Annotated in this window: 11 protein-coding genes; 8 read left to right on the top strand and 3 right to left on the bottom strand. The window is 60.3% G+C overall.

The genetic code is table 11. The features are described from left to right. Positions 1-430: 430 nt before the first annotated feature. Positions 431-682 carry a hypothetical protein gene (locus AAAB35_RS29250; protein ID WP_112643887.1) on the top strand — a complete coding sequence of 84 codons (252 nt, stop codon included), beginning with the start codon at positions 431-433 and terminating at the stop codon, positions 680-682. A gap of 786 nt (positions 683-1,468) precedes the next feature. Here AAAB35_RS29250 and AAAB35_RS29245 read toward each other — a convergent pair. Then, positions 1,469-1,699 carry a hypothetical protein gene (locus tag AAAB35_RS29245; protein WP_112643885.1) on the bottom strand — a complete coding sequence of 77 codons (231 nt, stop codon included), beginning with the start codon at positions 1,697-1,699 and terminating at the stop codon, positions 1,469-1,471. Between the two features lie 76 nt (positions 1,700-1,775). On the opposite strand from AAAB35_RS29245, the gene AAAB35_RS29240 reads away from it, so the two are divergent. Genes AAAB35_RS29240 through arsH form a run of 6 tightly spaced genes read left to right on the top strand, consistent with a single transcriptional unit; the run spans position 1,776 to position 5,297 of the window. Next, positions 1,776-2,138, top strand: coding sequence for a metalloregulator ArsR/SmtB family transcription factor (locus tag AAAB35_RS29240; RefSeq protein ID WP_112643883.1), 363 nt, complete (start codon positions 1,776-1,778; stop codon positions 2,136-2,138). Continuing rightward, positions 2,126-2,566 carry a GNAT family N-acetyltransferase gene (locus AAAB35_RS29235; RefSeq protein ID WP_112643881.1) on the top strand — a complete coding sequence of 147 codons (441 nt, stop codon included), beginning with the start codon at positions 2,126-2,128 and terminating at the stop codon, positions 2,564-2,566. Before AAAB35_RS29240 ends, AAAB35_RS29235 begins: the two co-directional genes overlap by 13 nt. Before the next feature lie 15 nt (positions 2,567-2,581). After that, entirely contained in the window at positions 2,582-3,109 is a 528-nt protein-coding gene (locus AAAB35_RS29230; protein WP_113557391.1) for an arsenate reductase ArsC, read from the top strand. Position 3,110: 1 nt separating this feature from the next. Beyond that, positions 3,111-4,169, top strand: coding sequence for an ACR3 family arsenite efflux transporter (arsB, locus tag AAAB35_RS29225; protein ID WP_112666588.1), 1,059 nt, complete (start codon positions 3,111-3,113; stop codon positions 4,167-4,169). Beyond that, complete coding sequence (gene arsC / locus AAAB35_RS29220; protein ID WP_340651064.1) at positions 4,166-4,594, top strand: arsenate reductase (glutaredoxin); 429 nt, start codon at positions 4,166-4,168, stop codon at positions 4,592-4,594. Before arsB ends, arsC begins: the two co-directional genes overlap by 4 nt. Continuing rightward, a complete protein-coding gene (gene arsH, locus AAAB35_RS29215) occupies positions 4,551-5,297 on the top strand; it encodes an arsenical resistance protein ArsH (RefSeq protein ID WP_162719655.1) in 747 nt (248 codons plus the stop codon). The genes arsC and arsH overlap by 44 nt, the downstream gene beginning before the upstream one ends. Here arsH and arsK read toward each other — a convergent pair whose 3' ends face one another. After that, entirely contained in the window at positions 5,298-6,509 is a 1,212-nt protein-coding gene (gene arsK, locus AAAB35_RS29210) for an arsenite efflux MFS transporter ArsK (protein WP_340671837.1), read from the bottom strand. Beyond that, on the bottom strand, positions 6,502-6,864 hold the full coding sequence (locus AAAB35_RS29205; protein ID WP_112643869.1) for a metalloregulator ArsR/SmtB family transcription factor: 363 nt from the start codon (positions 6,862-6,864) through the stop codon (positions 6,502-6,504). Before AAAB35_RS29205 ends, arsK begins: the two co-directional genes overlap by 8 nt. A gap of 42 nt (positions 6,865-6,906) precedes the next feature. Here AAAB35_RS29205 and AAAB35_RS29200 point away from each other — a divergent pair, with 42 nt between their 5' ends. Further along, positions 6,907-7,419: a DUF6428 family protein gene (locus AAAB35_RS29200; protein WP_112643867.1), complete on the top strand. Its 513-nt coding sequence runs from the start codon at positions 6,907-6,909 to the stop codon at positions 7,417-7,419. Positions 7,420-7,504: the final 85 nt, after the last annotated feature.

The following is a 7,504-nucleotide window of genomic DNA, read 5'->3' as shown; positions in this document are numbered from 1 at the left end:
CTCGCGTGCAATTCGTTTCCATCGAAGAGCTCGACGCCACCAGGCAGTATTCAGCAGAGTTGGGCGTAACGATATCCCGCCCGTCATAGTCGCCGTCGTACACTTAGAGTGGCAAACGGGAGCATTGAGACAGGCAAGCATACCCCTTCCAACTCGACGAGAGCGTCACCGAGCATAGTCTTGCATTCGTCCATTGGGGCAGTGTCACCTATCTTCCTCTGGTCAGACTGAGCCATCGTGGGGGCTCCGACCACATCGTGATACGCCTTCGTGCCGACGCCCTCCTCGCCGCCTACGAAGCCAACAGCGAGTGCTCCGATGAAGATTGAAGCCATGGCCGCTATTGGGTGAGGCACCTGTCACGATGAGCATCGAAGCCCACTCGGAACACGTAGGCCTTTGATCCGTTTTCTCCCCAAAGGAGAGCCGCATGCCGACCCATAGCACCGCCAGCAGCCCTAGCAGATTGAAATGCCAACTGGCCGAGCTGGATGCCATCTGGCCAACCACAGGTGTTCTAAACGAAGAGCAAGAGAGATTGATTGATGCATATCGTTCGGGACAAATCGACGACGAAGAGTTTCAACTGCACCTCGCAAATGATCCGGTGCTGGCCAATTACGTTGAGGAATTGTGCCAAGCTGGAGACGACGCTCCACGAGACCACATGGCGGCGCGATAGGTGCGGCCCGACGCCTAACCCCTCGCGCCGGACCGCCAAGTCAGCGGTGCTGTCCGGGCAGGCTGATCCGCCCAGCGCTAACTTACCGGCGGTCCTACTGGGCACAACATTAGAGGTCTATTAAATAAGACATGTCGGGACTTTGGTCTGACCTATCTGTTCGAGCCTGCAACCCACATCTCGCTAGTGTCTGCCCCTCACAGACACGAACCCCGGCTTCCGCTCGCGTACTATCGATTTAGAGCATCACATATCACCGGATTAGTTACGCTATCTCCGGACGCATTGCACCATGAGAGCGGACTGGAGTTGCTGATTAGCCTGTAGAATCAGGATATCCGGCGATCTCGCCGGCTGATACCTCGGCGCCGCCTACGCGATCGGCCTGCACCTTTCTGAACACGGTCGCCGCGCCTGGACCGACCTCTTCCGCGAGCGAACTTCCCGTTCATTGTTGGGAGCAATTGGGCCCCTGCTGGCCGCAGTGCGCTGCGAACCCACAGCAGCTTCGATCAAACTAGCCGTAGCAATTGTTGACAATGCCTTCGAGCGGCCGCGAAAGCCGCTTGGCGCGCCACTCCCGGGCTGCCTTTCCAAATTATGGTTAACCGAGCGTTACACCCCAAAGTCGGCCTGAACGGGCATGTCGAATAGGTATTGTTTCTGGCGAGCAACGAGAATCAAGCCTGTTTCTAAATAACACACGAGTAGTTCCAAGAAACTGGCCGATGTAGTGCCCATGTAATTTATCCAGGCACGAGGATTATCTACCACTTATACATAATATTACTTGAGACGATGGACTGCACCAAGGACCCAACGCCGAATCCTTCTCGATCCATCGCTTATGGTCGCCGAAACGAATCCTTGCGCTGCGAAACATTGGCTTCCGGAAGCGACAATGAGGCTGCCTTCGTCTGGCGCGTGGGTTTCCGATGTCACTCTCGTCTTGCCGAGCGCCTGCGGCTTCCCAATCAGTCCGAGCTGGCCGACGAGATGCAGAAACAGAAGTGGCATCGTGGGTGGCTTCTGTCTGTTCCACAAATCCCTCCTGCATCATTGACAGCGACAATATATCCGTTATTCTGGATATATGGAATCAAAGAACGCGATTGCGGCACTGGCCGCCCTGGCGCAGACAACGAGGCTCGAAACCTTCCGTCTGCTGGTAAAGGCTGAACCGGACGGCATCCCGGCCGGTGAACTCGCGCGGATGATGGACATCCCGCAGAATACGATGTCCGCGCACCTTGCGACGCTGGCGCGAGCCGGAATCGTAAAAGGCGAAAGACAGAGCCGCTCCATCATTTACAGGGCGGATCTTGAAGGCTTGCGGGAGCTGACCCTGTTCCTGCTGAAAGACTGCTGCGGCGGGAATGCGGAACTGTGCGCTCCACTGATTGCCGACCTCACACCTTGCTGCGTGCCCGGGAGCTCTGAGCCATGCGCGAACTGAGGCTCGAACCCGTTCCCGTTTCCGATGATCTCCGGGCAGCGCTGACGACAGCGGGGCTGCTGGTCGACGATCTGGACGGGTTTGATCGCAGCTACTTTGCGTGCGTAGACAATGATGGTCGCGTAATCGGATATTCCGGCATCGAGACTTGCGAGGACGATGCCGTTCTTCTGCGGTCGATCGTGGTCCTCCCCGCCTACCGGCTGCAGGGGTATGGGCGGCAACTGGTTGAGCTGACGGTGGCGAAGACATCTCCATCGGCAGATATCTACCTCGCTACCACCGATGCGGCTCCGTTCTTCAACCCCATTGGGTTCGTCTCCGTCCAGCGCGACGAGGTGCCATCCCCGATCCTTTCGACCCGCCAGCTATCGGGCCTCTGCCCGGCGTCGGCGACGATCATGAGACTGAACAGACCACCGACCTAACCACGGAACACGACCATGACAGAAAAGACCTACAACGTGCTCTTCCTGTGCACGGGCAATTCCGCACGTTCCATTCTCGCCGAATCCATCCTCAACAAAGAGGGCGTCGGGCGCTTCAAGGCATTCTCCGCAGGCAGCCAGCCAAAGGGCGAAGTCAATCCGCACGCGCTCAAGGAACTGGACGCCCTCGGCTATCCATCTTCGGGCTTCACATCCAAGAGCTGGGATGTCTTCGCGAAACAGGGCGCCCCGGAGATGGATTTCATCTTCACCGTCTGCGACAGCGCCGCCGGGGAAGCCTGCCCCGTCTGGATCGGCCATCCGATGACCGCCCACTGGGGTGTCGAGGATCCTGCGGCGGTTGTCGGCTCGGAAGTCGAGGTCCAGCGCGCCTTCGCGCAGGCTGCCCGCTTCCTCAAGAACCGCATCACCGCCTTCATCAACCGGCCGCTGGCCTCCATCGACCGAATGGCGCTGGAACAGCATGTCCGCCAGATCGGCTCGCTGGAAGGCGCTTCCGTCAAATCCGCAAAGGCCGAATGAGATGTCCACCTTCGAACGATACCTCACCATATGGGTCTTCCTCTGCATCGTCGTCGGCATCGCCCTCGGGCACCTGATGCCCGGCGTGTTTTACGCGATCGGTGCAGCCGAGGTCGCAAAGGTGAACATCCCAGTCGCAGCACTCATCTGGCTGATGGTCATCCCGATGCTGCTCAAGATCGACTTCGGGTCTCTGGCGAAGGTCGGAAGCCACTGGCGTGGGATCGGCGTGACGCTCTTCGTCAACTGGGCGGTAAAGCCATTCTCGATGGCACTGCTGGGCTGGCTTTTCATTGGCTGGCTCTTCCGCCCCATGCTTCCCGCCGACCAGATCGACTCCTATATCGCCGGCCTGATCATTCTGGCGGCCGCGCCCTGCACGGCGATGGTTTTCGTGTGGTCGAACCTCACCAAGGGCGAGCCGCACTTCACCCTGTCGCAGGTCGCGCTCAACGATGCCATCATGATCGTTGCCTTTGCTCCGATCGTCGGACTTCTCCTTGGACTGTCGGCGATCACGGTTCCATGGGACACCCTGACGATCTCGGTCGTCCTCTACATCCTGATCCCGGTCGCCATCGCCCAGGTCGTTCGCAGGCTGCTCACCGCCGACGGGACCACGCGGTCGCTGGCCGCGCTGCTCGCCAGACTTCAACCGCTCTCCCTCATTGCACTGCTCGCCACGCTGATCCTGCTCTTCGGCTTTCAGGGGGAGCAGATCATCGCGCAGCCGACGATCATCGGCCTTCTGGCGGCTCCGATCCTTATCCAGGTCTACTTCAACTCTGGGCTGGCCTACCTCCTGAACCGGATGTCGGGCGAGCAACACTGTGTCGCCGGTCCGTCGGCTCTCATCGGGGCCAGCAATTTCTTCGAACTCGCAGTCGCGGCGGCAATCAGTCTGTTCGGCTTCCAATCCGGCGCGGCTCTCGCGACAGTCGTGGGCGTTCTCATCGAGGTCCCTGTGATGCTGTCGGTCGTATGGATCGTGAACCGCACCAAGGGCTGGTACGAAGCCGCCCCCGCCGTCTCCAAGAACATCGCTACCGAAAGGACATGACAATGGATGTCACCATCTACCACAATCCCGCATGCGGGACTTCGCGCAACACGCTCGAGATGATCCGCAACGCAGGCATCGAGCCGACAGTCATCGAATACCTCAAGACACCGCCATCCCGCGCCGAGCTGGTGCAGATGATCGCCGACGCTGGCCTGACGGTGCGCGAGGCTATTCGCGAGAAGGGAACGCCTTTCGCTGAACTCGGTCTCGACAATCCGGACCTAACCGACCACCAGTTGATCGACGCCATGCTCAAGGATCCGATCCTGATCAACCGTCCGTTCGTCGTCACGCCGCTCGGCACCCGCTTGAGCCGACCGTCCGAGGCCGTTCTCGATATCCTGCCGGACACGCACAAGGGCGCTTTCACCAAGGAAGATGGGGAGAAGGTTCTCGACGAGAAGGGAAAGCGCATTGTCTGAGACATTTCCAGCCCTCGAGGAACGGCATCTGCATCAGCCGGATCTCGATGCGCTTCGCCCGAAGTTCTCGTCACACAAGCCGCGCATCTTGATCCTCTACGGCTCGATACGCGAGGTCTCCTACAGTCGGCTGCTCGCCCACGAGACCCGCCGCCTGTTGGAGCATCTCGGATGCGAGGTTCGGGTTTTCGATCCCAAGGGACTTCCCTTGCCCGACGACGCGCCAGTCAGTCATCCGAAGGTCCAGGAGCTCAGGGAGCTTTCCGAATGGTCGGAGGGGCAGGTCTGGGTCAGCCCTGAGCGTCATGGTGCGATGACGGGCGTGATGAAGTCCCAGATCGACTGGATCCCGCTCGCCGTCGGCTCCGTCCGTCCGACGCAGGGCAAGACGCTTGCGGTGATGCAGGTGTCCGGCGGCAGCCAATCGTTCAACGCCATCGGCCAGCTCCGCATCCTCGGTCGCTGGATGCGGATGATCACCATTCCGAACCAGAGCAGCGTTGCTAAGGCCTTTCAGGAGTTCGACGCCGAAGGACGGATGAAGCCTTCGTCCTACTACGACCGTGTCGTCGACGTATGCGAGGAGCTGGTGAAATTCACGCTGCTAACGCGGGATGCCTCTTCCTACCTGACCGACCGCTACAGCGAGCGCAAGGAAGACGCCGCCAAGCTCGAACAGCGTGTCAAGCTGAGCTCGATCTGATCAGCCGACGGTGACGGGATTTTGCCTCGTCGCCATCGACACGCTGACGAACGCGGCCATGCCGACCGTGCCGAGGGCTGCGGTGGCAAACAGGGACAAGCCGATACCGATCTGCTCCATCGCCATGGCGAATACGAAGGGTGCGGCCGCTGCCATGGCAAGCCGCGCAGCCGCCATCTTGCCTGTGATCGCGCCGTAGCCATCGCTCCCGAACAGATAGAGCGGCAGGCTGCCCTGGGCGATCGAGTTGATCCCGGATCCCAGGCCGACGCAGATCGCGAAAGCGACAGCGCCAGGCAGCCAGCTTCCGCTCAGGCCGAGGATCACGATGCCAGTCACCATGAGCGCCGCCGAGATGACCGCGAGCATGGGCGGCGACAACCGCGTTCCGAAGATCATGTTGATCAGGCGGCTCAGAACCTGCGCCGGTCCGAATAGCGACCCGATAACCACCGCCGCTGTCCCTAGACCGAGATTCCCGAGCATCGGAACCATATGCGCGAGGATAGACGCTAGGGTGAACCCGAGGATGGCGAAGGCGGCTGAGACGACGATCATCGCGCCGCGGCGCGCTTCCGGCGGGATCACACCAATCACCCGTTCACGTTCGCGGGTTGCTCCCCTGGCGTTTGCAGCCTTTCCCCTCCGCATCATCCAGAAATGCAGGGGCATGCAGACGAGCAGATTGAGGGCGGCGAACGCCAGGTAGATTTCCCGCCACGACAGGTATTCCATCAGCGCGGAGGATATCGGCCAGAAGATAGTGGAGGCGAAGCCGCCGATGAGCGTCAGGTAGGTGATGCTCCGGGACGCGGTCTTGGGATCGCTCTCGACGAGCGCAGCGAATGCTGCCTGGTATTGAACCATTCCCGAGGATATCTCCAACAGGACGATCGCGAGCGCGAAGACCGCCACCGATGGCGACCATGCACACAGCGCGAGCGTGAGCGCAGAGAGTACCGAGCCGACAGTCAGGACGGTCGCCGCCCCGGCCCTGTCCATCTGCCTGCCGATCACCGGAGCCGAGAGGCCTCCGATGAAGAGCGAGGCCGAGAAGACACCAAAGACCTGCTCGAGCGTGATGCCGAGATCCTTCGCCATCCCAGGCGCGAGGATCGAGAACGAGTAGTAGAGCGTTCCATAGCCGATGATCTGTGTCAGGCCGAGCGCAGAGATCGTTGTGAGCGAAATCGCGTTCCTTGTATCACGCATGCGGGTTCGCTTCCGATGTCTCGGTGGAGCAGCAGTCCCCCTTGCTCTCGGGTGTCCCAAGGACTCGTGGATGTCCCATGCAGCAGTCATGCATGAGGAACGTCACCAGACCGGAGAGCGCATCGTAGTTGGCGCTGTAGAGAATCGAGCGCGACTCACGTCTCTGCCCGATCAGTCCTGCGCGTTCGAGCTCCTTGAGATGGAAGGAGATGTTGGACGGCGAGACGTTCATCTTCTCAGCGATCGCTCCGGCAGCCATCCCCTCCGGGCCAGCCACCACAAGGGTGCGCACGACAGCTAGCCGAGTTTCCTGCGACAGGGCCGCGAATGACATGAGGGCTTGACGTTCATCCATATTTAAATATTCCTTGAATAATCGAAACAAGGAATAGCGCATATGAACGCGATCGACAAGACGCTCTCGACCGATATCACGCTCGGCCATCTTCTGGATACCCTGGCGGCTGCGCCTGATGCATCCCTGATCTTTCGCTACGACGGCCGCCCGGTGAAGGCGGGCTATCACGTGACCGAGGTGAAGGCCGGACAGTTTTCGGCTCTGGACTGCGGGGCCAATCCGGAAGCGTGGTCGGAAATCTTCGTGCAGCTCTGGGACATCGACGAGGATGGGCGGACGCACATGCCCGCAGGAAAGTTCTCGGCCATCATCCGGAAGGTCAGCGACCACGTGCAGCTCGAGCCGTCCGCGAAGCTCACCTTCGAGGTCAGCGATGGCGAGAGGCCCATGGCTCTCTATTGCGCGGCTTCCCCACGCCTGCAGGACGGATCATTCCTGGTGCCGCTCGATGCTCGCCCCTCGAGCTGCAAGCCTCGTGACCGCTGGCTTGCTGAGGAGAAGGCGAAGAGTTCTTGCAGTGCGCCATCCTCAAGCAGCAGTTGCTGTTCGTGACCTAGATTGCGGCAACAAAAAAGGCCGGGGCGAAATCGCACCGGCCTTCCTGATCATCGTCCTATCACCAGTGCCAGTACATCCG

The organism is Phyllobacterium sp., from assembly GCF_037994425.1.
In the GTDB taxonomy this organism is placed as follows: domain Bacteria; phylum Pseudomonadota; class Alphaproteobacteria; order Rhizobiales; family Rhizobiaceae; genus Phyllobacterium.
The sequence above is the reverse complement of the archived record's forward strand: the minus strand, read 5'-3'. Positions and strand labels throughout refer to the sequence as shown.

Excerpts from the sequence above, each read along its gene's own strand:
- AAAB35_RS29250 (WP_112643887.1), top strand. The coding sequence starts at position 431 with ATGCCGACCCATAGCACCGCCAGCAGCCCTAGCAGATTGAAATGCCAA.
- AAAB35_RS29245 (WP_112643885.1), bottom strand. The coding sequence starts at position 1,699 with ATGCCACTTCTGTTTCTGCATCTCGTCGGCCAGCTCGGACTGATTGGG.
- AAAB35_RS29240 (WP_112643883.1), top strand. The coding sequence starts at position 1,776 with ATGGAATCAAAGAACGCGATTGCGGCACTGGCCGCCCTGGCGCAGACA.
- AAAB35_RS29235 (WP_112643881.1), top strand. The coding sequence starts at position 2,126 with ATGCGCGAACTGAGGCTCGAACCCGTTCCCGTTTCCGATGATCTCCGG.
- AAAB35_RS29230 (WP_113557391.1), top strand. The coding sequence starts at position 2,582 with ATGACAGAAAAGACCTACAACGTGCTCTTCCTGTGCACGGGCAATTCC.
- arsB (WP_112666588.1), top strand. The coding sequence starts at position 3,111 with ATGTCCACCTTCGAACGATACCTCACCATATGGGTCTTCCTCTGCATC.
- arsC (WP_340651064.1), top strand. The coding sequence starts at position 4,166 with ATGACAATGGATGTCACCATCTACCACAATCCCGCATGCGGGACTTCG.
- arsH (WP_162719655.1), top strand. The coding sequence starts at position 4,551 with ATGGGGAGAAGGTTCTCGACGAGAAGGGAAAGCGCATTGTCTGAGACA.
- arsK (WP_340671837.1), bottom strand. The coding sequence starts at position 6,509 with ATGCGTGATACAAGGAACGCGATTTCGCTCACAACGATCTCTGCGCTC.
- AAAB35_RS29205 (WP_112643869.1), bottom strand. The coding sequence starts at position 6,864 with ATGGATGAACGTCAAGCCCTCATGTCATTCGCGGCCCTGTCGCAGGAA.
- AAAB35_RS29200 (WP_112643867.1), top strand. The coding sequence starts at position 6,907 with ATGAACGCGATCGACAAGACGCTCTCGACCGATATCACGCTCGGCCAT.